This window comes from Pedobacter sp. 01N310, assembly GCF_056399805.1.
The window spans coordinates 101,633-123,462 of sequence record NZ_JBFTSB010000005.1 but is presented as its reverse complement, the minus strand read 5'-3'; the positions used below and the strand labels follow the sequence as shown (position 1 = coordinate 123,462).

21 protein-coding genes are annotated in these 21,830 nt (G+C 38.5%); 14 read left to right on the top strand and 7 right to left on the bottom strand.

Annotated elements, in window-relative coordinates:
* Positions 1-28: 28 nt before the first annotated feature.
* The 6 genes from AC1DNH_RS12365 (at position 29) to AC1DNH_RS12340 (ending at position 6,861) form a co-directional block, all read left to right on the top strand.
* Positions 29-1,117 (top strand): aspartyl protease family protein, encoded by a 1,089-nt coding sequence (locus tag AC1DNH_RS12365; protein ID WP_477625410.1) that lies wholly within the window; start codon positions 29-31, stop codon positions 1,115-1,117.
* A 92-nt stretch (positions 1,118-1,209) separates the two neighbouring features.
* The gene (locus tag AC1DNH_RS12360; RefSeq protein WP_477608448.1) at positions 1,210-3,714 is read left to right on the top strand and encodes a zinc-dependent metalloprotease; all 2,505 of its coding nucleotides are present in this window, start codon (positions 1,210-1,212) and stop codon (positions 3,712-3,714) included.
* A 347-nt stretch (positions 3,715-4,061) separates the two neighbouring features.
* Positions 4,062-4,937 (top strand): phosphodiester glycosidase family protein, encoded by an 876-nt coding sequence (locus tag AC1DNH_RS12355; protein WP_477579520.1) that lies wholly within the window; start codon positions 4,062-4,064, stop codon positions 4,935-4,937.
* 69 nt (positions 4,938-5,006) lie between these two features.
* The gene (locus AC1DNH_RS12350; protein WP_477579522.1) at positions 5,007-5,933 is read left to right on the top strand and encodes a hypothetical protein; all 927 of its coding nucleotides are present in this window, start codon (positions 5,007-5,009) and stop codon (positions 5,931-5,933) included.
* A 104-nt stretch (positions 5,934-6,037) separates the two neighbouring features.
* Positions 6,038-6,229: a cold-shock protein gene (locus tag AC1DNH_RS12345; protein WP_025141747.1), complete on the top strand. Its 192-nt coding sequence runs from the start codon at positions 6,038-6,040 to the stop codon at positions 6,227-6,229.
* Positions 6,230-6,333: 104 nt separating this feature from the next.
* Complete coding sequence (locus AC1DNH_RS12340) at positions 6,334-6,861, top strand: RBBP9/YdeN family alpha/beta hydrolase (RefSeq protein ID WP_477579523.1); 528 nt, start codon at positions 6,334-6,336, stop codon at positions 6,859-6,861.
* Between the two features lie 87 nt (positions 6,862-6,948).
* On the opposite strand, the gene AC1DNH_RS12335 is transcribed toward AC1DNH_RS12340, so the two are convergent.
* From AC1DNH_RS12335 to AC1DNH_RS12320, 4 genes are all read right to left on the bottom strand, one after another.
* Positions 6,949-7,440, bottom strand: a complete 492-nt coding sequence (locus tag AC1DNH_RS12335) for an anti-sigma factor family protein (protein WP_477579525.1) — start codon at positions 7,438-7,440, stop codon at positions 6,949-6,951.
* Complete coding sequence (locus AC1DNH_RS12330) at positions 7,437-8,018, bottom strand: RNA polymerase sigma factor (RefSeq protein ID WP_477608452.1); 582 nt, start codon at positions 8,016-8,018, stop codon at positions 7,437-7,439. The genes AC1DNH_RS12335 and AC1DNH_RS12330 overlap by 4 nt, the downstream gene beginning before the upstream one ends.
* Before the next feature lie 738 nt (positions 8,019-8,756).
* Positions 8,757-9,077 (bottom strand): DMT family transporter, encoded by a 321-nt coding sequence (locus AC1DNH_RS12325; protein WP_057931064.1) that lies wholly within the window; start codon positions 9,075-9,077, stop codon positions 8,757-8,759.
* A 69-nt stretch (positions 9,078-9,146) separates the two neighbouring features.
* Complete coding sequence (locus tag AC1DNH_RS12320) at positions 9,147-9,713, bottom strand: Crp/Fnr family transcriptional regulator (RefSeq protein WP_477579528.1); 567 nt, start codon at positions 9,711-9,713, stop codon at positions 9,147-9,149.
* A 140-nt stretch (positions 9,714-9,853) separates the two neighbouring features.
* Here AC1DNH_RS12320 and AC1DNH_RS12315 point away from each other — a divergent pair, with 140 nt between their 5' ends.
* The gene (locus AC1DNH_RS12315) at positions 9,854-10,219 is read left to right on the top strand and encodes a DUF6249 domain-containing protein (RefSeq protein ID WP_230142856.1); all 366 of its coding nucleotides are present in this window, start codon (positions 9,854-9,856) and stop codon (positions 10,217-10,219) included.
* Between the two features lie 131 nt (positions 10,220-10,350).
* On the opposite strand, the gene AC1DNH_RS12310 is transcribed toward AC1DNH_RS12315, so the two are convergent.
* The 3 genes from AC1DNH_RS12310 to AC1DNH_RS12300 are packed head-to-tail and all read right to left on the bottom strand — an operon-like array spanning position 10,351 to position 12,461.
* Positions 10,351-10,773, bottom strand: coding sequence for a hotdog fold thioesterase (locus tag AC1DNH_RS12310; protein ID WP_477579531.1), 423 nt, complete (start codon positions 10,771-10,773; stop codon positions 10,351-10,353).
* On the bottom strand, positions 10,763-11,272 hold the full coding sequence (locus tag AC1DNH_RS12305; RefSeq protein WP_477579533.1) for a DinB family protein: 510 nt from the start codon (positions 11,270-11,272) through the stop codon (positions 10,763-10,765). Before AC1DNH_RS12305 ends, AC1DNH_RS12310 begins: the two co-directional genes overlap by 11 nt.
* On the bottom strand, positions 11,253-12,461 hold the full coding sequence (locus AC1DNH_RS12300) for a sensor histidine kinase (protein WP_215124736.1): 1,209 nt from the start codon (positions 12,459-12,461) through the stop codon (positions 11,253-11,255). Before AC1DNH_RS12300 ends, AC1DNH_RS12305 begins: the two co-directional genes overlap by 20 nt.
* Before the next feature lie 222 nt (positions 12,462-12,683).
* On the opposite strand from AC1DNH_RS12300, the gene gltX reads away from it, so the two are divergent.
* The 7 genes from gltX to AC1DNH_RS12265 all read left to right on the top strand — a co-directional run bounded on the left by gltX (position 12,684) and on the right by AC1DNH_RS12265 (position 21,820).
* Positions 12,684-14,192, top strand: coding sequence for a glutamate--tRNA ligase (gene gltX, locus AC1DNH_RS12295; RefSeq protein ID WP_477579536.1), 1,509 nt, complete (start codon positions 12,684-12,686; stop codon positions 14,190-14,192).
* 165 nt (positions 14,193-14,357) lie between these two features.
* The gene (gene ypfJ, locus AC1DNH_RS12290) at positions 14,358-15,200 is read left to right on the top strand and encodes a KPN_02809 family neutral zinc metallopeptidase (protein WP_477579538.1); all 843 of its coding nucleotides are present in this window, start codon (positions 14,358-14,360) and stop codon (positions 15,198-15,200) included.
* A 104-nt stretch (positions 15,201-15,304) separates the two neighbouring features.
* Positions 15,305-16,438, top strand: a complete 1,134-nt coding sequence (locus AC1DNH_RS12285) for a hybrid sensor histidine kinase/response regulator (protein ID WP_230142846.1) — start codon at positions 15,305-15,307, stop codon at positions 16,436-16,438.
* 18 nt (positions 16,439-16,456) lie between these two features.
* Positions 16,457-20,041, top strand: a complete 3,585-nt coding sequence (locus AC1DNH_RS12280; protein WP_477625409.1) for a response regulator — start codon at positions 16,457-16,459, stop codon at positions 20,039-20,041.
* Positions 20,042-20,057: 16 nt separating this feature from the next.
* Positions 20,058-20,429: a response regulator gene (locus AC1DNH_RS12275; RefSeq protein WP_477584231.1), complete on the top strand. Its 372-nt coding sequence runs from the start codon at positions 20,058-20,060 to the stop codon at positions 20,427-20,429.
* A 3-nt stretch (positions 20,430-20,432) separates the two neighbouring features.
* Complete coding sequence (locus AC1DNH_RS12270) at positions 20,433-21,251, top strand: CheR family methyltransferase (protein WP_477584229.1); 819 nt, start codon at positions 20,433-20,435, stop codon at positions 21,249-21,251.
* Complete coding sequence (locus AC1DNH_RS12265; protein WP_477584227.1) at positions 21,236-21,820, top strand: chemotaxis protein CheB; 585 nt, start codon at positions 21,236-21,238, stop codon at positions 21,818-21,820. The genes AC1DNH_RS12270 and AC1DNH_RS12265 overlap by 16 nt, the downstream gene beginning before the upstream one ends.
* Positions 21,821-21,830 lie beyond the last annotated feature (10 nt).

The window sequence follows — 21,830 nt, the reverse complement described above, 5'->3', positions numbered from 1 at the left end:
AATTACTTTTAAGTGCATCAAAAACCTAATGGTTATTCCGGTGTATGTAAATGGTAAGGGGCCATATGATTTTGTTCTTGATACCGGAGTTGGACCGATGATTATTACCGATCCATCGATTATCGATTCTTTGAATTTTAGTAAACTCCGTAAAATTAAAGTATCTGGCTTGGGCATTGAAACAGTAGAAGCCTATGTTTCCCAAAGTCTGGATRTTAAAGTAGGCAGTACAAGCATTAAGAATATACCAACGGCAATCTTAAAAGAAGATCTCTTTAACCTGTCGGGGCATTTGGGACTGAAAATTTACGGTTTGCTTGGCTTCAGTTTTTTTAACAGCTTTATTGTTGATATAAGGTATAGTGAAAATAGGCTGATTATTTACGACCACGATGCCAAAATTAAATACCGCGGCAAAAAAATACCCATTGAGATTCAGAATCAGAAACCGTATATTTTAGCTACTGTTGATGTTCCTGGTGGTAAAACCGTTGAGGCAAGGTTTTTAATGGATACCGGAGCCAGCCATGCTTTATCGCTCGAGATGCTCCATGGAACCGAATTCCCGCTACCTGAAAAAAAAATTAAAGCTAATTTAGGGATGAGCCTTAGCGGCCAGATTAAAGGATATGTTGGTCGTGTGGGTAGGTTTAACGTTGGCGGTTATGCTTTTAAAGAGGTTGTTGCCGGATTTCCTGATTTTAAGAGCATTGCAGATAAGATCGATTTATCAAAACGGAATGGGAATGTCGGAGCGGATTTGCTGCGGAAATTTAATATCCAGTTTAACTATCAGGAAGGTTTTATTTATGTTAAGCCAAATGGTTTAAGCAAAACTCCTTTCGAATATGATATGGTAGGCATGGTAATCTACCTCGATCAGAAAGAGTATAAAAGAGTTCTGATTGGAGAAATAGACGAAAATAGTCCGGCAGAAAAAGCAGGACTTTGCCCTGATGATGAAATTATTGGGGTAAATTTCAAAAGTATAGATACCTATTCTTTAAACGACCTTACCGAAATGTTTAAATCAAAAGCAGACAGAAATATAATTTTCGAAATTTTTAGGGATAATCAGGTTTATTTTAAAGTGGTTCGCCTTGAAAAGAGGGTCTAAAAAGCGTAATTTTCCAGTTACAAAAGAATTGTCGTGTAACAAGGTTCTAACTTTAACCTCTTATTGCCAAGCAAACTAACTTTTATATACACATGAAGAAAAACTTTAAGGTACTTGCCCTCGCAGGTATCGTAGTACTTGGTGTAGCCGGATCAGGTTCGGTATATGCCCAGAAAAAATCTAAAACGACAAAAGGGACTACCCCTGCGGCTCCAACTGCAGCACCAAAAAAAGAAGGAATTAAGCCGTTTTCTGAAGTAATTACCGCAAAAGCCAGAACAACAAACGGTTTATTCAAAACACACAAGGTAGACGATAAATGGTATTTTGAGATACCAGATTCGATGATCAACCGCGAAATGCTTGTGGTTACCCGGTTGGCCAAAGTACCCGCAGACGTTAAAGTAGGCAACCAGCAATATGGCGGGGAACAATTAAATGAGCAGGTATGGAAATGGGAGCGTAGAGGCAAACAGGTTTACATCCGTGTACCAAGTTATTCAACAAAGGCCGATCCGAACAGCGATATGTACGAATCGGTACAAAATTCTAATCTTGCACAGATCTTAGCCAGCTTTGAAATTAAAGCTTATAATAAAGATACAACAGGTGTTGTAATTGATGTGACCGATTTTTATAACGGTGATGTAATGGCAATCGGTGCTACCGACCAGATCCGTAAGGCTTATAAAGTTACCATGTACGATGCAACACGTTCTTATATCGATACGGTAAAAACTTTCCCGATCAACGTTGAAGTAAAAACAGCTAAAACATACCGAGCAGCAGAATCTCCAACCGATAACAGTAATGGTGCAGTTACTTTCGAATTCAATACGTCGATGTTATTATTGCCAAAAACCCCTGTAAAAGCCAGAATAATGGATAGCAGGGTTGGTTTTTTTGGTCAATCTCAAATTGATTATGGAAGCAACGCACAAAAGGCAGAGCGTACAGCCTACATTCACCGCTGGAATTTGGTTCCAAAAGATACTAATGCCTATAAACGTGGTGAACTGGTAGAACCGGTAAAACCGATTGTAATTTATATCGACCCTGCAACGCCTAAAAAATGGGTGCCGTTTTTAATCCAGGGGATTAACGATTGGCAGGTAGCTTTTGAGGCTGCAGGTTTCAAAAATGCCATTATAGGTAAAGAAGCGCCAACGCCTCAGCAAGATCCTCAATTCAGTGTAGAAGATTCCAGGTATTCAGTTGTTCGCTATTTTGCATCAGATATTGCCAATGCTTACGGTCCGCATATTAGCGACCCCCGTACCGGACAGATTTTAGAAACGCATATTGGTTGGTACCATAATGTAATGAACCTATTGCGTAACTGGTATTTTGTACAAACTGCAGCCATTAATCCTGAAGTTCGTAAAGCTAAATTTACGGATGCGCAAATGGGCGAATTAATCCGTTTTGTTTCTTCACACGAAATTGGCCACACTTTAGGTTTACCACACAACTTTGGCTCGAGTTATGCTTACCCGGTTGATTCATTACGTTCGAAAGCATTTACAGATAAACATGGTACTGCACCATCCATTATGGATTATGCGCGTTTTAACTACATCGCTCAACCTGGTGATGGCGTAACCAAGCTTCACCCACAAATTGGAGAATACGATAAATGGGTAGTGAAATGGGGTTATTCTTGGATTCCTGGAAACAAAACTGCAGAACAGGAAAAAGAAATTTTAGACCAGTGGACATTGAAAAATGCAGGTAATCCTTTGTATTTCTATGGCCGTCAGGGAACTTCATTAGATCCTCGTTTGCAGAGCGAAGATTTGGGCGACAATGCAATGAAAGCAAGTACTTATGGTATTGCCAACTTAAAACGTATTTTGCCTAACGTAGAAAAGTGGACCTATCAAAAAGGTAAAGACTATAGCGATTTAAAAGAAATCTATACCGAAATTGTTGGCCAGTTTAATCGTTATATGGGACATGTGGCAACAAACGTTGGTGGATTAAGCGAAAACTTTAAAACCTATGAGCAAAAAGGGCCAGTTTACGCCTATTTGCCTAAAGCAAAACAAAAAGAAGCTATTGCTTTCTTCAATCAACAATTATTTACTACCCCACTTTGGTTAATCAGCAATGATCAACTCAGTAAATTTGATAATGGTGTATTGTTAAACCGCATTAAAAGCGTTCAAGCAAATACTTTAGGCAATTTATTATCCGCCTCGCGTATTGCTCGTTTATTAGATAACGAAACTAAAAACGGTGCAGCAAAAGCATACACCTTACCTGAATTATTTACGGACTTAAGATCGTCGGTTTTTGTTGCAGGAAGAGCAGATGCATTTAAACGTAATTTACAACGTGCTTATGTAGACCGTTTACAGGATTTAATGACCAAAGAAGCAGAGCTTCCGGTTGGATTCCCTGTAGATTATGCAGCAAGTTACGGTTTAACGCCAATCAATGTTGGTTTATCTGATATCAGACCGTTGGTTAGAGCAGAGTTAAAAACCTTATTGGCTACTACAAAAGCCAGAGCAGCAGCAGGTGATGCCATTACCAAAGCACATTATGAAGATTTGAATATCAGAATTAAAGATATTTTAGATCCTAAGAAATAAAATGATGAAAGGGTTGAATTAGAGAATAATAGGATGCATTATCCAAATTCAATCATTCAATAACTCACTCATTCAATCATTAAAAAAGCGGAGCAAATCATTAAATTGATCGCTCCGTTTTTTTGTTCCAAACCTATCAGGTTTCAATAGACGGCTCGTCATCTCGACTGCAGTGAAACGGAATGGAGAGATCTATTGTAACAGATTTAGCTTCGCTGAGCCTTCGGGTTCTCGGCTTCGTTGCAATCGCTCGAAATGAAGAATCTATTTAACCCCCTTTGTATAATTTTTGATGCTTTAAGCTAAACACACGGCAGTTTTTTAATTTTATGGTTAAAACAGCTATTATGCTTAAAAGATTATTAATTGCCCTTACCTTATTTACATACAGTTTATCTGCTTTTGGCCAAAGTGCAGATTCGTTAACGGTTATAAAAACCAAATGGCATAAAAACAGAATTGCCAAGCAAGTGGTTTTATTCCAGTATCATTTTGATCAGAAAAACCTTTTCGCTGCAAACGAAAACATTTCGTTTTTAGAAATAAAAAATACAGGACGGAAGGCGGTTTTTGCTATTGGGGCAGAAGAGAAAGAACTAATTACCACCAGTAATTTTGGATTACGCGATACAGCAATTGCTGCGGTAAATGGTAATTTTTTCGATGTAAAAAATGGAGGTTCAGTAGATTTTGTTCGTGTTAATGGAAAAACCATTAATACTAACCGCTTGGATAAAAATGGAAATCGGGCAAGGCATCAGGAAGCGGCGGTTGTAATTGAGAGCGGAAAAATTTCGATCCAAAAGTGGGATGGGACAAGTGGCTGGGAAACAAAACTGGCCGCTAAAGACGTTTTGTTAAACGGCCCCTTATTAACTTTAAATCATATTGATGAAAAGCTAGATACGACCGGATTTAGCCGTTTGCGCCATCCGCGTACCTGCTTAGGGGTAAAGCCTAATGGCAGGGTGATTTTGTTAACTGTTGATGGAAGAAATGAAAACTCGGCAGGCATGAGTTTGTTCGAGCTAACCAGGTTAATGCGTTGGCTAGGCTGTGCCAGTGCCCTAAATTTTGATGGTGGAGGTTCTACAACTTTGTGGGTAAACGGAATGCCGGTTAATGGTGTTGTCAACTATCCAACTGATAATAAAAAATGGGACCATGAAGGGCAGCGCAAAGTAGCTAACGTTATTTTGGTGAAAAAACAGGCGCGGAGATAAACCTGTATCTATAACAGCATGTTTAGCTCTGGTTAAAAAAACTTATTTTAGCCAAAGATTTTTGTTGAAATGATTAAAAATACGATATACTTTTTCTTTTTTGTGCTGATGCTTTCTGCCTGTAAGTTTGGCTCTAAAACCAGCGACCCAACTTTAAGAGATTTTACTTTCGAGCCTGTAAAAGGCATCCGTTATCAAGAGGTAAAACGCCGGTTTAAAACCGGACTTTCTTTTAATACGGAAGGTTTTATGCAAAAACCATCCTGGATTATTGAAGTGGTTAAAGAAGATACCATGTCGGCCTGGAGTCCACAGAAACAACGAATGCAAAAATTCTACATGCAGTACGATCACGGAAATGTATATAATTTTGCTGCGGAATTTTTTAAAGTAAAACACATCAGTAAGGATAGTTTGGTTTTTCAGCGGATTCAGGTTGATGGAAAAGTAATTGCTTCAGATGTTCGCTCGGATGTAAATATGACTTTTTACGCGCAGGATTATATTAAAAACAAATTGAAGGCCAAAGCTGCCGATCTGCAAAAACCAAGCAAGGCCGATACTGCTTTTATAGAGAAGCGTGCTGCAAAAGTTAACTTGAATAGCGATAGTGCTTTTGCTGCAACAGATCCGGTTCAGTTTATACCAAAAAGTAAAATTGTAAGGGTAGAAAAAATCAGCACCGTTGATCGCGCTAATAACAGGACCGAAGCTTACGATTATATGTTTCCGCAGTATATTATCCGGGTAGATCGGGCTTATAAAGATTTTGCTTATCAAGTTGCAGCGGTGATAGATTTTCAGGGAAGGATACACGTAAAAACGATTTATAATGTGCTTCCCGAGAACGTTGAAGCTAAAAAAAAGGTGGCTCAGGGTATAGCAGATATCTATGTTAGAAACCTTTTTGATGTGGCTCCCGGTACAACACTCGGGATTCCACATAATAGTGAAATTACTTTAACAATAATTGGGAAGGCAATTAAAAAGCCTTAGTAATCTGCTATTTACAAAATTTTAACGTTAAAAAAATGTTAAAATTTATTTTGATTTTAAAAATTAAAACTTACCTTGCATACTTAATTTTAATATTTAATACAATGCAAGAAGGCACAGTAAAATTCTTCAATGTAACTAAAGGTTTTGGCTTTATCGTACCTGCAAATGGAGATAGCGAAATTTTTGTTCATTCAACAGGTCTTATCGACGAAATCCGTGAAAACGACAAAGTACAGTACGAAGTTGCTAACGGTAAAAAAGGCTTAAATGCCGTTAATGTGAAAGTAATTTAATTTATTTATCATATTTACAGAGAAGGCTGCTTTCTTGCGATGGCGGCCTTTTTTTGTTTTATTTTTCGCTGCCTGAATTCATTCAGGATCTATTCTCACTTTTTATGACCTACTATTTTATTGTTCCTGGTTTGGGTAATTCAGGCGCAGATCATTGGCAAACGCATTTCGAAAAATCCGGAGATCATGTTATGCGAATTAATCAGCGGGAATGGGATACACCCGCCAGTAAAGATTGGATTGAAACAATAGATCAGGCCGTTGCTAACTATAATTTGGCTGATGTGATTTTAATTGGTCATAGTTTGGGTTGTACCGCAATTGCCAATTGGGCAAAACAATATCAAAAGAAAATTAAAGGAGCTTTACTCGTTGCACCGAGTGATTTGGAAGCTCCCCGATATAACTTCTCAACGGTGGGTTTCGATCATGTACCACTGGATAAAATAAACTTTAGAACCATTGTTATAGCCAGTTCAAATGATGAATGGGTAACAATAGAAAGGGCTGAATTTTTTGCCGAAAATTGGGGCAGTGAATTTATTAATATCGGTAATGCTGGCCATATTAATGCAGATGCCGGATTTGGTAAGTGGGCAAAGGGACTGGAGATTTTAAAAACCTTGGGGTAACATTTACCTTGCTGAGTTCCCGCAGATTTCGGAAAAAGCGCAGATGAACATAAATCTGCGTAAATCAATTTGATCTGCGGGAGCTATTTAAGCGTTCTTACTTCTGCGCAAATTCTTCCTTAAAAACTGGTCTAGAAAAATTAATCCGATCACCAGATCTGCAAAAAGAAAGGCATAAATAGCCGTAGGCGTAATGTATTTCTCTAAATTGAAATCGAAATTCACCCTTAAATCGAATTGAGGCATTTCGAGGTTAGCATTATAAAATACATAACCCAATAAGGCGAGTAGAGAGATTACGAAAAAGCCTCCAATGCTATAAATAATCTTTTTATCAACCTTTGTTTTCATCGCCATAGGGGCAGGAACTAAAGCAACACTTTCCATCACATTTCTGGTGAAAGACATAGAGGGTTCATCAAGATCGAGCCCATCAAAAACTAAATTAAGCTTAAGTAGATCCTCGTACTGCGATTTAAGCTCGGCATCCGATTCAATTTTTTCTTCGATGGCTTTTTTTGAAGAATCATCCAAATTCCCATCAATATAATCCCAAAGCTGTTGTTCTATTGTATTCATAGTAACTCCTTTACTTCATCTTTTAACAAATATTGTAATTTTTCTTTAAGTCTTTGCCTGGCCCTATGCAACTTTACTTTTATTGTATTGGGTTCCATGTGCAGTGCTTCGCCAATTTCTTCTAAACTCTGTTCGCCTTTATAAAATAGGGTAATAATAGCAGCATCGTCTGGTAAAAGCTGGGTAATGGCAACATTTAAAAAAGCATGGCTATCCTGCCGCTCATAGCCATTTGCGTTAAAGCTTGAGGTGTGATTTTCGAGCTGTAAAATTGTACTTTCATCATGTATTGACGCAGTATCTAAACGGTTTTTCCTTAAAAAAGTCATCGCCGTAGTATACGTTATCGTGTACAGCCAAGTGCTAAATTTAGCTGTCTGTTTAAAGGCACCCAATGCTTTATATGCTTTTACAAAGCAATCCTGCGCAATTTCTTCGGCGTCTTCCCTGTTTTTCGAAAACCTTAAAGCAAGTGTAAATACAAATCGCTGATGGCGCTTTACCAATAGAGCATACTGATCGGTTTCGCCGTTCAATACCTTTTGGATCAGCTCTAAATCTGTAGGTTTTTGCTCCATGTTTAGCAATAAGACTACATTAAAGATAAGGAGGTTACACGTGAAATATAATTAAGGAGACTATTATTTGTAAATAGCCAGATGAATAATGTAAAATTGTTTTTTTTGGGGAAATGAAAGGGCAGTTTTTCATGGCGGACTGTAGTCCTGCTGTTCGCTATAGCCCTCATGCTTCGGGGCTGCCGCTGCCATCAGGTTTACACACAAAGTTTTGGCGCTTTAAAAACCCTAAAAATGAAATGCTGTTTTAGCCATTTAGCCCCGGGTGAAGCGGTACCCTGCAGGCTGAGGAACGAGGCCGAAGCGTACAAGCGCAACACGGGAACCAACTTGGTTACCTGCACAGGCATTGTGCTCCAAAAAGAAAATTAGTTGATAAATAGGCGATATAATTTTTTATTGATTGGAAATGAAAGGGCAGTTTTTCATGGCGGACTGTAGTCCTGCTGTTCGCTATAGCCCTCATGCTTCGGGGCTGCCGCTGCCATCAGGTTTATGAATAACGTGGGTGCACCCTGCAACCTTAAAAACTAAATGCTATATTGGCCATTTAGCCCTGGGTGAAGTGGTACCCTGCAGGCTGAGGTATCCCGAACTTTAGGGAAAGCGTACAAGCGCAACACGGGAACCAACTTGATTTCTTGTACAGGCATTACGCTCCAACAAGAGTTTTAAGCCCTGGCTAAACTTTCGAAGTTTTGCCTACGCTTTGGGCTTGGTAAACTTCGCAAGCGCTCGTTAATGTGAAGCAAAGAACTTTAATCCTGCAATTGAGCCTATAAGCGTACAGATAAAAAATATCCGCCAGAAGGTTGCTGGCTCATTGAAATAAAAAATTCCGATAATTACTGTTCCTACGGCACCAATACCCGTCCAAACAGCATAGGCAGTTCCCATGGGTAAAGTTTGGGTTGCTTTATTTAGCAATAAGAAACTCAAAATAATACAGACAAAAAAAGCCGTACTCCATTTTATATTCGAAAAATTGTTCGATAATTTAAGGCAGGTTGTAAAGCCAACTTCGAAAAGGCCGGCAATAATTAAGATAATCCAGTTCATGATAAATGTGTTTCTGCAAATTTAAGGCACATTCATCAGGCAACATTTTACAAATGTTAAAAAATGAATTTATTTATGAACTGCTCTTATTCTGCTCAGGGTAACCTGTGTTACACCCAGGTATGAGGCAATGTGTTTTAAGGCTACTCTTTTAATCAGTTCGGGAGATTGATTTACAAAGTCCTGATAACGTTCTGCTGCCGCTTTAAAAGCCCGGTCTATTAATCTTCTTTCAGTAGCAATTAACTCCTGTTCTGCAATTTTTCTGCCCCAATTGGCAATTTCTAAATGTTGACCGTAAAGCAAAAAAAGATCGGTTAGCCTGATTTGAATTAAACTGCAGTTTTCCAATAGCTCAATATTTTCGTAACCGGGGCTATTATTAATATAGCTGTTAAAAGAAAAAAGAACGGCACCACTTTGTCCGAACCAAAAGGTTATCTGTTGGTTTTCTCCGTCAGAATAGGCTCTTGCAATACCACTTTCGAGGATATAGAAATAAGGCTCTGTTTTATCTGCATAGATTAAAATCATTCCTTTCTGATGTTCTACCCGCTTAGAAACAGCAGCTAACTTTTCTAAAGCTTCATTGCTGAGCGGCTTAAAGATTTCTATATTTTTTAACTGACTGTACAAAGGGAATTTTTAATGTTTGATAAAGCTATCGATTTTTTTTTCAGCAGGGGGTGTAACCTGATTAAAAAGTATGTAGTCATAATACACAGAACACGGTTCAATTTAAACAATAGAATATTTACAAATTAAAAATTATAATCATGGAAGGTATATTAGTCCCAATCTCACTTTTTTTAGGTGCATTCGCAATGGTATTCGGAATCCGCTACCTATCAAACAAAGAGAAGATGGCAATGATCGAAAGGGGAATCGATCCGGGTGTGCATAAGGCTACACCAAAACCGTTTTTAAGTTTAAAGTTCGGTTTGCTTTTGGTTGGTTTAGGAATCGGCCTGCTGGTAGCACTATTTACAGTTAGAGGAGTGTTCGGCAGCGACATGACGCGTAGTGAGCAAGGACAATCGGTAGCCATTTACTTTGGTTTCATTGGAATTTTCGGCGGATTGGGCTTAATTGTTTCTTACCTTGTAGAGAAGAAATGGCTGGATAGCAATAAAATGCTTTAATATCAGAGAAGTCAAGTTTAATGGCCACATCGCTATAAAAACTTGACTTCTCTTTATTCTTGTATTGTCAGCATTAGATAACTTGCTTTTAGATTTAAATAACTGTCAGATGGAAACATCTGACAGCACATTTACTGCGGCTTATTAATAATCGCTACGGTTAAACGGCTAATGCAGTTCATCTTTCCACGTTCATCGTAAATTTTGATTTCCCAAACCTGGGTTTTGGCCCCAATATGTAAAGGTTTGCAAATGCCTTTTACCAAACCACTTTTTACTGGCCGTAAATGGTTGGCGTTTACTTCTAAACCAACAGCAACATACTTCTCAGGATCTATACACATATAAGAAGCAATACTGCCCAAGGTTTCTGCCAAAACCACCGAGGCGCCGCCGTGCAAAATCCCTGCAGGTTGATGTGTACGTTCATCAACAGGCATGGTTCCGATAATAAAATCTTCACCAATTTCAGTAAAGTGGATATCGAGCAGCGCACCTAAATGATTTTTAGGGCGGTCGTTCAGCTCGTCAACTGTGAAATTTTTAAACCACATGGTAACGTTCTTTTAAAATGTAAACATGATGGATAATATGGCCACCCACAATAAATAAAATAGATTTCACATTAATTTCCCTGCCCGAAGCAATTCCTTTTCTGTTCAGTTCCTCTTCGTTTAAAGATTTAAAAAGATATAAATTGGCTTTACGAAGTGCAATAAATTCTCCGATCAGATCTTCCAGATCGCGCTCGGCAAAGCGGGCATTGGTTACATAGTCATCTTCCTCGAAACCTGGTAACGGCTGCTGTTCTTTTCGGGCAAAACAGGTAATGCGAAAGGCAAAAACACGTTCAGTATCAATAATATGGCCTAACATTTCTTTTAGTGTCCATTTACCTTCGGCATAGGCGTAATCAGCTTTATCGGCGTTTGCCCTAAACAACGCTGGCAGACTTAGCATCTGATCGTTTAAAATTTCGAAAATATCTCGATCTACTTTACTGATATAGGTTTCGCCCCAAGTTGGATATTCGTTAGGCTGTGGTCGGTTCATATCTTAAACTGCTTTTTAATATTATTCTAAAAGTTGTGCCTTTACCCAGTTCGGAGTCTTTTACAAAAATTTCTCCACTGTGGTAATTTTCTACAATACGTTTGGTAAGCGATAAACCCAAGCCCCAGCCGCGTTTACGTGTAGTATAGCCGGGTTGAAAAACCGCATCGAATTTAGATCTCGGAATACCCTTCCCGGTATCGCTCACATCAATAAACACCTGTTCTTTTGCTAAATTTTCTATAATGTTGATTGAGATCGACCCTTCGTTTTCGATTGCGTTTGCTGCGTTTTTTAAAAGGTTTTCAATTACCCAATCAAATAATGGAACGTTTAGCATGGCCCTTACCTGCTCATCGCCGGTAATGCTGAATTTAACCTTATCTGAGGTACGTACTTTAAAATAGCGTATAAAATCGCTGATTACAATGTAAACCGTATGATCTTCGAGTATAGGTTTAGAACCGATTTTCGAGAAACGGTCGGTAATAATTTCCAAGCGCTTAATATCGTTCTCCATTTCGGCAATCAACGGATCATCTTCTGCATCGAATTTAGATTTTATTAACTCCGTCCAGGCCATGAGTGATGATATTGGTGTACCCAATTGGTGCGCTGTTTCTTTGGCCAAACCTACCCAAACATGGTCTTGTTCATCTTTCCGGGCAGAACTGAATGCTGCATAAGCTGTTAAAAGGAAAAGGAAGATAACGCCCATTTGGATGTATGGGAAATACCTCAACTGTGTTAAAATGAAAGAGTCGCGATAGTAAGCCTTAAATTTTCTGCCAAAGATATTCATTTCATCAGGTGGATGCTGCGTCTTCATTTGCCTTAACTGCCTTACAAAATATAAACTATCGTAAGTAAGTTTGGCATCCGAAATGGGGTAGTTGGTTTTTGTACTGTCAAGCCCGTTAAAAGAAGTAATCATGCCAGCCGAATCGGTCATGATTACAGGTGTTTTGGTGTTTTTTCTTACGGTTTCAACTATTGTGCGGTAATCATCATTGTCATATAAAAACATAGATCGCTCCTGAATTTTCACCCAAAGATGAAACTGGTCGGCCTCTTCGCGTTCCATTTTTTTTACAAAAGAATCGGTGTAAAATACTGATGCAATGCCAATTAAGATGGCAAAAATGAGAAGGAAAAACTTCCAGCGGCGTTTCTTTTGATAAGGATTCATGCTTTAGCTAGCCAAATTACAATAACAAAACGGAAAAAACATAAAACCATTATGCTTTTTCAAAAACCTTAAAGGAATCATTTCGAATGCATAATCGCTTCATCGCAGATGAAACACTATAAAATGGATGAAAAACATATCTTTGCACCGTCTTGCGTTTTGCGCAGAGCGGTGAGCGCTAGAGCGCCCAACGCCTAACGCCAAGCGCTCAACAAACCAATTATGGATAAGAAAGTTAGAGTAAGATTTGCCCCAAGCCCAACCGGAGGTTTGCATTTAGGTGGTGTGCGCACTGCCTTGTTCAATTATTTATTTGCCAAAAAAAATAATGGAACTTTTGTACTTCGTGTAGAAGATACCGATCAAAACCGCTTTGTAGAAGGTGCAGAACAATATATTGTAAACTGTTTAGATTGGTGTGGCATTACACCAGATGAAAGCCCTAACAACCCAGGGGCTTATGGCCCGTACCGCCAAAGCGAGCGCAAACCCAGCTACCGTAAATTTGCCGAACAGTTAATTAGCGATGGTTATGCTTATTACGCCTTCGATACACCGGAAGATTTAGATACCAAACGTAAAGAAATTCCAAATTTCCAATACGGGCAGGCCACACGTATGCAGATGCGCAATTCTTTAACCCTTACCATTAGCGAGGTTGAAGAGTTATTGGCGGCTAAAACGCCACATGTTATCCGCATTAAAGTACCAACCGATGAAATTGTACATTTTAACGATTTAATCCGTGGTGATGTAAGCTTCGAAACCTCGTTGGTTGATGATAAAGTATTACTAAAAGCTGATGGAATGCCAACCTACCATTTGGCCGTTGTGGTTGACGATAAGGCGATGGAAATTAGTCATGCTTTTAGGGGAGAAGAATGGTTGCCTTCGGCACCGGTTCATATTTTACTTTGGAAATATTTAGGCTGGGAAGCGGAGATGCCTGCATGGGCACACCTGCCTTTAATCTTAAAGCCAGATGGGCATGGAAAATTAAGTAAACGCGATGGCGACCGATTAGGTTTCCCGGTTTACGCCATGAACTGGACCGACCCTAAAAGTGGCGATGTAACCAAAGGATTTAAAGAAATGGGTTTTATGCCCGAAGCTTTTATCAATATGCTGGCACTTTTAGGCTGGAATGATGGTACCGACCAGGAGTTATTCTCGTTAAAAGAACTGGAAGAAAAATTCTCGATAGAAAGAATCAGTAAGGCAGGGGCTAAATTCGATTTTGAAAAAGCCAAATGGTATAACCATGAGTGGATTAAATCGCAGGGAGCAGAGCGCTTGGTGGCAAGCGTTAAAGCGGAGTTGCAAAAAGTTGGCATTGAAATAAACGATGATGCTTATTTAAATACCGTTATTGATTTAATTAAAGATCGCTGTACCTTATTGCCTGATTTTGTGGCACAGAGCAGTTACTTTTTTGCTTCACCTTCACAATATGACGTAAATTCGGTAAAACCAAAATGGACAGCCGAAAAAGCTGATTTTTTTAATGCTTTTGCTGATCGTTTAACATTAACTGATGCGGGATCTGCCGAAGCAGCTTTTAAAGCCTTGGCCGAAGAAAAAGGCTTTAAACCAGGCGAATTGATGTTGCCTTTCCGCATTATGCTGGTGGGCGGTAAATTTGGGCCTGGTGTTTTTGATATTGCTGTATTGCTGGGCATAACAGAAACTAAAACAAGGATAACAAAAGCAATTGCTGTTTTTAATAGTTAGCATTCATTCTGCAAATGCATGAAGATCATACGGAGAAGTCGGGTTTAAAACCCGACTTCTTTTTTTTGCAGTAATCCAAAAGAATAAATCAATAAAAATAATTTATACTTTAGTATAACAATTGTCCCATAATTAAGGTTATTCATTAAACTAAAAAAGTAAATTATGCAATGGTTTGGTAAAGGCAGTAATAATGTAGAAGACGGAAGAAGCGGTAGCGGAGGGAAAACCATCCTAGGTGGCGGTGTAGGTATAATAATTGTGGTGCTCGGGCTAATTTTTGGCAAAGATTTAACTGGCTTGGTTAGTCAGCTTCCGGCTACTACAGGCACCGAAGAAGTTAAGCAGGGCGTTCCGGCTAATGATCCACAGGCACAGTTTGTAGCGGGTGTATTGGAATCAACCGAGCAAGTATGGGATAAAGAATTTCAGGCGATGGGCAAGCAGTATGAGTATCCTAAACTCAGATTATTTAGAGAAGCAGTGCAAACCGCCTGTGGCAATGCAGGAGCTAACGTTGGGCCATTTTATTGCCCTGGCGACCATAAAGTTTATATCGATCTATCATTTTATGATGATTTAAAAAACCGTTTCGGTGCTGCCGGAGATTTTGCACAGGCTTACGTAATTGCACATGAGGTAGGCCATCATGTGCAAAATTTATTGGGAATTTCGGAAAAACTAGATCAGGCACGGGGGCAGGTGAGCGAAAAAGAATATAACCGTTTATCGGTGAAATTAGAGCTGCAAGCCGATTTTTTTGCTGGACTTTGGGCGCACAATGCTCAAAATCTTAAAGATTTTAAATTGGATGAAGGAGATATAGAAGAAGCATTAACTGCTGCCAATGCCATAGGTGATGATAAATTGCAAAAACAGGCTACAGGTGATGTTCAGCCAGATTCTTTTACCCATGGTACCTCCGCACAACGGATGTATTGGTTTAAAAAAGGCTTCGAAACAGGAGATATTAGACAGGGTGATACTTTTAATTCAAATAATTTATAAAAAATAAAAACTTTTTTTACAGCGCATTGTTTGTTTACAGTTAATGAGGTTTTTATCTCAAAACCAAACATAATTATCCCGGCTTCTTATTTGTTTTAATAAAGATGATCCTTATAGTTGATGACAGGCCAGAAAACCTGATCTCGTTACAGAAAGTACTACAGGCACACAGTTTTGAGGTTGATACCGCATCGTCTGGCGAAGAGGCGCTGAAAAAAGTTTTAAAAAACAACTACGTCCTGATTATTCTCGATGTACAAATGCCAGATATGGATGGCTTCGAGGTAGCCGAAACCATTTCTGGTTTTAGTAAGGCAAAAGATACCGCCATTATATTTCTTTCTGCTGTAAATACAGAGTTAAAATTTATTACCAAAGGATACCTGAGCGGTGGACTGGATTACATTACCAAGCCCGTTGATATTAATGTGCTGCTCCTTAAAATAAAAACGTTTTATCGCATTTACGAGCAGAATAGAAAACTTAACGAGGTGCAGGAAAAATTGCTTGAAGAAATCGAATTCCGAAAACAGGCCGAACATAAAAAGGACGAATTTATCAGCATTGCCAGTCATGAGCTAAAAACACCTTTAACCAGCGTAAAAGGGTACATTCAGTTGCTGCAGCGTAGCCTTAACAGAGATGATAAAACCATGGCCCAGAACCATCTCGAAAAAGCGAGTACCCAGCTCGAAAAACTAAACGAATTAATTGTCGATCTGCTCGATATCTCAAAAATTGAAAGTGGAAAGATGAAGTTTAACATGAAAAGTTTTTATGCTGATAACATGGTAAACAATGCCATCGAGATGTTGCAGCAATCTAATCCTGATTTTAAAATCAGCAAACTGGGCAAAACAGACGAAATGATATTTGGTGATGAAATGCGCTTGGAACAAGTGGTCATCAATTTTATTACGAATGCCATTAAATATGCTCCGGGTACCAATCAGGTTAATGTAACTACGAATATTAAAGATGAAAAACTTTATCTGGCCGTAAAAGATTTTGGTATTGGTATTTCAAAAGAGCAGCAAGATAAGATTTTTGATAAATTTTATCGGGTAGAAGATAACAGCAACCGGTTTAATGGTCTGGGAATAGGTTTGTATATCTGTTCGGAAATTATTAACCGCCACGGAGGCACAATTGGGGTGAAAAGTGTGCCGGATGAAGGTTCTGAGTTTTATTTTATCATCCCCACCACAGAAGAGGAAATCCTTAAAAATCAAATCTAATTATCCTTAATCCATATAATGAAAACAACTCTTAAAAATAATTTACGTTTAGGCCTTGGCTTATCGCTAATTATTCTATTTATCAGTTCGCTGGCTTCTTATGTAAGTATTGGCAACCTTATTAAAAGTACCGAGCTGGTTAAACACAGTGATGAAGTAATTTTAAATACGGAGAATATTATATCCTATTTGAAAGATGCCGAAACTGGTCAGCGGGGCTTTTTATTAACTGGAAACAAGGTGTTTTTAACACCATATTATGGTGCCAGCGATTCGGCCGCTTCGATATTAAAAAAAGTTGAACTAGATACCAGGCATAATAGCGTTCAGCAAAAAAATATAGCAGCGCTTAAAAAAATTCTTTTTAAAAGAATGGATATCATTAAATCGACCATAGAGATTAAAACTTTAGGCGGTGTTATTGATCCTACGGTTTTGTTTCAAGGCAAGGTTTATATGGATGAGGCCAGATCAATTGTAAGCAACATTATAACTGAAGAGAAAAGGCTGCTTGAAGAAAGAACCAACGAATTAAATAAACTTACAGCTTATACCCCGATACTGATTTTAATTGCAGCGCTCCTTGCCATTCTGATTACGTTGTTTTTTTACCGGAGAGTATCAATCGATTTTGATGAACGTGTTAAACTTCAGCAGGAAATTGAAGATAAAAAATACGAGATGGAAAAACGTATTGTTGCCATTAAAGAAATTGCCTATCAAATTTCTAATGGAAATTATGGCATTAAACTCGATAGCCAAACCCAGGATGAGATTGGCGAGCTTTCCGAATCGCTAAATGCAATGTCATCATCATTGAAAAAATCTTTCGATACTTTAGAGGAGAATGAATGGTTGCAAACCGGCGTAGCTAACTTAAATGTAAAAATGGTTGGCGAAAAAGATGTTTTCCATTTAGCAGAAGATATTATTGAGTTTTTGGCCAATTATACCAAAAGCCAGATTGGTGCACTTTATTTATTTAAAGATGATGGATATCTGCATTTAAAAGGGCAATATGCTTTGCAAGGACAAAATCTAACCCAAACCTTAGAACTTGGCCAAGGCTTAATTGGCCAGGCGGTTAAAACAGGTAAGCCAATATTATTGGATGATGTTCCACAGAGCGAATTAACCATTACACATGCTACTGGGAATATTAAACCAGCCCAGTTAATCGTGCTTCCAATTATTAGAAATGAGATTTCAATAGGCGGTTTAGAATTAGGCACTATCGGTAAATACAGCGACCTGCAGTTACACTTTTTAAACTTGGTTTTATCTGATGTGGGTACCGCACTGTTGGGCGCACAGAACAGACAAAAGCTTCAGCAGTTATTAGAAGAAACGCAGGCACAATCAGAAGAATTGCAGGTTCAGCACAATGAGTTAGAAGGCTTAAATGCAGAGCTGGAAGCACAGGCACAAAAACTTCAGGCCAGCGAAGAAGAATTACGTGTACAGCAAGAAGAATTGTTGCAAAGCAACCAGGAGCTGGAAGAAAGAAGCAGCCTATTGGAAGAAAAAAATGAACTGATTGAAGAACGTAATATAGAAATTCAGCAAAAAGCAGAAGCTTTAGAACTGAGTACGAGGTACAAATCAGAGTTTTTGGCCAATATGTCGCACGAGTTAAGAACACCACTTAATTCGATATTGTTATTATCGAGATTAATGGCTGAAAATGAGGCTATGGATCGCGAGCATCAGGAATATGCAGAAGTTATCCAAAGTTCAGGTCAGGGTCTTTTAAGTTTAATAGACGAAATTTTAGATCTTTCTAAAATTGAAGCGGGCAAAATGGAACTCGATCGGGCAAATATTAAGGTTGATGAGATTATCCTTAACATGCGTTCGCTGTTTAATCCTTTGGCTAAAGATAAAAACTTAAACTTTGTTATCGAAAAATCGGCAGAAGTTCCTGAGTTTTTTCATACCGATAAAATGCGCTTAGAGCAGATTATTAAAAACCTGCTATCAAATGCTATTAAATTTACTACCGTAGGTACGATAAATCTAAATATTACTAAAAATGAAAAGTTAGGCGCGCTGGTATTCAAAGTTACCGATACAGGCGTAGGTATTGCACCCGAAAAGCAAGGCATGGTATTCGAAGCCTTTCAACAGGCCGATGGCTCTACACGGCGCAAATTTGGTGGCACAGGCCTTGGACTCTCAATTAGCAGAGAGCTGGCAAAACTATTGGGCGGATATATAGATTTAAAAAGCACAGAGGGCGAAGGAAGTATTTTTACACTTACCTTGCCCATTGATAGAAATAAAGGTTTTGATGGCGCTGTACCTCATGTAGAGAAGCCTGTAATCGCTTTAGAGGCTCCGGTAAAAAAAGTGAGCCACTTAACGGTTGAAAATATTCCGCAAGAGATTGAAGATGACCGAGATAATATTCAGCCTGATGATAAGGTGATCTTAATTGTTGAAGACGATACCCCTTTTGCCAAAACACTTTTAGATTTTACCCGAAAAAGAAATTATAAAGGTTTGGTTGCCGTTCGTGGCGATGCCGGTATTGAAATGGCGAAAACCTTTAAACCACTTGCCATTTTACTCGATATCCAATTGCCTGTTAAAGATGGTTGGCAGGTAATGGAAGAGCTGAAATCGGATCCTTCAACACGTCCAATTCCAGTGCACATCATGTCTTCTTTACAGGTTAAGAAAGAAAGTTTGTTAAAAGGTGCAGTAGATTTTATAAATAAACCTTTTGCTTTTGAGCACATGCAAGAGATATTTTCAAAACTAGAGCATGCCTTAAGCCGTCACCCTAAAAAGGTACTTATTGTAGAAGAAAATGAACAGCATGCCAAGGCATTAAGTTATTTTTTAAGCAATTTTAATATCCAGACAGAAATTGTTAACCAGGTAAACGAAGGTGTTTCTGCCCTGCATAAGCCGGAGGTTAACTGCGTGATTTTGGATATGGGTATTCCTGATAAACACGCTTACGAAACCCTTGAAGTGGTAAAGAAAACACCCGGTTTAGAGAATTTACCGATCATCATTTTCACCGGTAAAAACCTTTCAAAGGGCGAAGAAAACCGCATCAAACAATATGCTGATTCTATCGTTGTAAAAACGGCACATTCTTATCAACGTATTTTGGATGAAGCAGGTTTGTTCCTTCATCTGGTAGAAGAAAAAAGCAAGGAAAAAAGCAAAACACCTAAAAAGTTTTCCGAATTACAGGATGTATTGGTTGGTAAAACGGTTCTGGTAGCGGATGATGATGTGCGTAATATCTTCTCCTTAACAAAAATGTTAGAGCAGCACCAGATGAAAGTGGTCGCAGCAACCGATGGTAAGGAAGCCCTCAAGCTATTAAATGAAAACCCAGAAATTGATGTTGTTTTAATGGATATGATGATGCCAGAACTAGATGGTTACGAAACTACGACAGCCATCAGGCAGGATATCAAATACCGGAACCTGCCTATTTTGGCCGTTACGGCAAAAGCCATGATGGGCGATCGCGAAAAGTGCATTGCCGCAGGTGCATCCGATTATATCAGCAAACCAGTAGATATGGATCAGCTGATATCGTTATTAAGGGTTTGGTTATACGAAAATCATCATAAATCATAAACCATTTTTTATTTTTATGCCTCAAAAATTAATTCTCATAATTGATGATGATAACCGAAACATTTTTGCTTTAAAAGCTGTTTTAAAGGCCAAAGGTTTCGATTGTTTATCTGCTATAAGTGCCCGGGAAGGGTTTTCTGTTATGGAGAAACATGACAATGTTGCCATCGTTTTAATGGATATGATGATGCCGGATATGGACGGCTATCAAGCTATTGCCGCGATGAAAAAATCAGCTAAAATGCAGAATATCCCTGTGTTAGCGGTAACTGCCCAAGCCATGGTTGGCGATAAGGAACGTTGCTTAAGCGCTGGAGCATCGGGTTATGTTTCAAAACCGATAAATGTTGACGAGTTATTAATGCAAATCGAAAATTTTACAAAATAACAGGTGATAGGTGATGCGATAGATAATGAACAGGTAGAAATCCTGTTAAATGATGTTTTGGAAAGCCATGGGTATGATTTTCTGGAATATTCTCATGCATCAATAAAAAGGAGAATTATACGTCTTTACGGACTGGATAATTTTGTGAGTTTCGCCGAATTTCGTTACACGGTTAAAACAGATAAGCAATATTTTAAGCGTTTTTTAGAGGAAATTACGGTTAATGTTACCGAAATGTTCCGCGATCCTTCTTTTTATAAATCTTTGCGGAACGATGTCCTTCCTGTGCTGGGTACCTATCCATTTATCCGCATTTGGGTGGCAGGCTGTTCTACCGGAGAAGAGGCTTATTCGCTTGCCATTGTTTTAAAAGAACTTAACCTGCTTAATAAATCGCTTATTTATGCTACTGATATTAATCCATCGGTTTTAGATAAGGCAAAAAAAGGAATGTTTCCCTTAAATTATTTAAAGCAGTATTCAGAAAATTACCTGCAATCGGGTGGCCTAAAAGATTTTTCTGCTTATTACACGGCGAACTACTCTTTGGCAAAATTTGATGAAAGCTTAAATAGTAAGATGATCTTTTCTACGCATAATTTGGTTTCCGATCATTCTTTTAATGAGTTTCAGCTAATTTTATGTAGAAACGTATTAATTTATTTTGATAAAGACTTGCAGCATAAAGTATTTAACCTTTTTGATGGTAGCATCGAGAAATTAGGATACCTTGCTTTAGGAAGTAAAGAAAGTTTGGAGTTTTGGCCAAAAGCCAAAGAATACAAAAGGGTTAAAATGGAAAAAATATGGCGGAAACTGTAGATTCTGCGCCTTGTGGAGCATTAATTATCGGCGGCTCTGCCGGTAGTTTAGATGTGTTGCTCGAAATTTTTCCAGCCCTAAGGAAAGATATTGGTTTTCCCATTGTATTGGTGGTTCACCGTAAGGCAAGCAACGAATCTCTTTTAACCGATTTGTTAAAATCGCGCACTATACTGGCGGTTGATGAAGCAGAAGAAAAAGAGTTTTTAAGCCCGGGCAAAGTTTTTATTGCGCCTGCAGATTATCATATGCTGATAGAGGAAGACCAAAGTATATCTTTAGATTATTCGGAAAAAGTAAATTATTCCCGACCATCAATTGATGTTACCTTTCAATCAGCAGCCGAGGTTTTTAGAGAAAAACTAGTCTGTATTCTACTTTCAGGGTCTAATGCAGATGGAGTAGAGGGGTTAAAAAGTGTAAACAATTTTGGAGGTAGAGTGGTTATACAGAATCCAAATACGGCCATAATGCCGTATATGCCGCAACAGGCAGTGTTGAATGTTGAGCCGCATGTGATATTGGATAGCCACGATATGGCTGATTATATAAATAAGTTAAATGGTTAATTGCTTTTCG